The sequence below is a fragment of the Mesorhizobium sp. P5_C1 genome (genome assembly GCF_054049815.1).
The window spans coordinates 1-545 of record NZ_JBFULQ010001400.1; the positions used below are offsets into that span (position 1 = coordinate 1).

The following is a 545-nucleotide window of genomic DNA, read 5'->3' on the forward strand; positions in this document are numbered from 1 at the left end:
ACGCAATTCATTTTGTAGACGCAATTCATTTTGTAGCTTATTTTGGAACTGATCTCGGCCACCAAGAAAGCGGCGGCGGCCTGGGTATGAAGATTGTCGGACGTCAGCAGCGGCCGAAGATTTTCGAACGGAAAGCCTCTATGAAATTCCGATTGAAGAGCGAACGTCAACGCACTGTCGCCTTCGAAGCCGGGCTCCAGCAACTTGCTCATGATGTCTTGGGGGGTCATTGGAATGGGTGGCGCGTCCACCCGCAATGTTGAATGACGGCTTGGTAGCTTGGCGTCCGCCCGGCGTCAAGAAATCTTAGCAGATGCCTTCGCACGTATCGGGTGGCTCGCGCGCGCCCAACTTGCGATCAACATCCCGATTGCCGGCGCCGCTGGCGAAGAAAAGGATGCAGAAGATGCTTGCACTCGCCAACAAGATCGCCATCGTCACCGGCGCCAGTTCCGGCATCGGCCGCGCCACCGCGAAACTGTTCGCCGAGGAAGGCGCCAAGGTCATCGTCGCTGCCCGCCGTCAGGCCGAGCTCGATGCGCTGG

Annotated in this window: 2 protein-coding genes; one reads left to right on the forward strand and one right to left on the reverse strand. The window is 58.3% G+C overall.

The features are described 5' to 3' along the window. Positions 1–212: hypothetical protein (locus tag ACXJ7R_RS36025; RefSeq protein WP_457155930.1), on the reverse strand; the 212-nt coding region annotated here is incomplete at its 3' end. Positions 213–406: 194 nt separating this feature from the next. Here ACXJ7R_RS36025 and ACXJ7R_RS36030 point away from each other — a divergent pair. After that, on the forward strand, positions 407–545 hold a 139-nt coding region (locus ACXJ7R_RS36030), incomplete at its 3' end, for an SDR family NAD(P)-dependent oxidoreductase (RefSeq protein WP_457155931.1).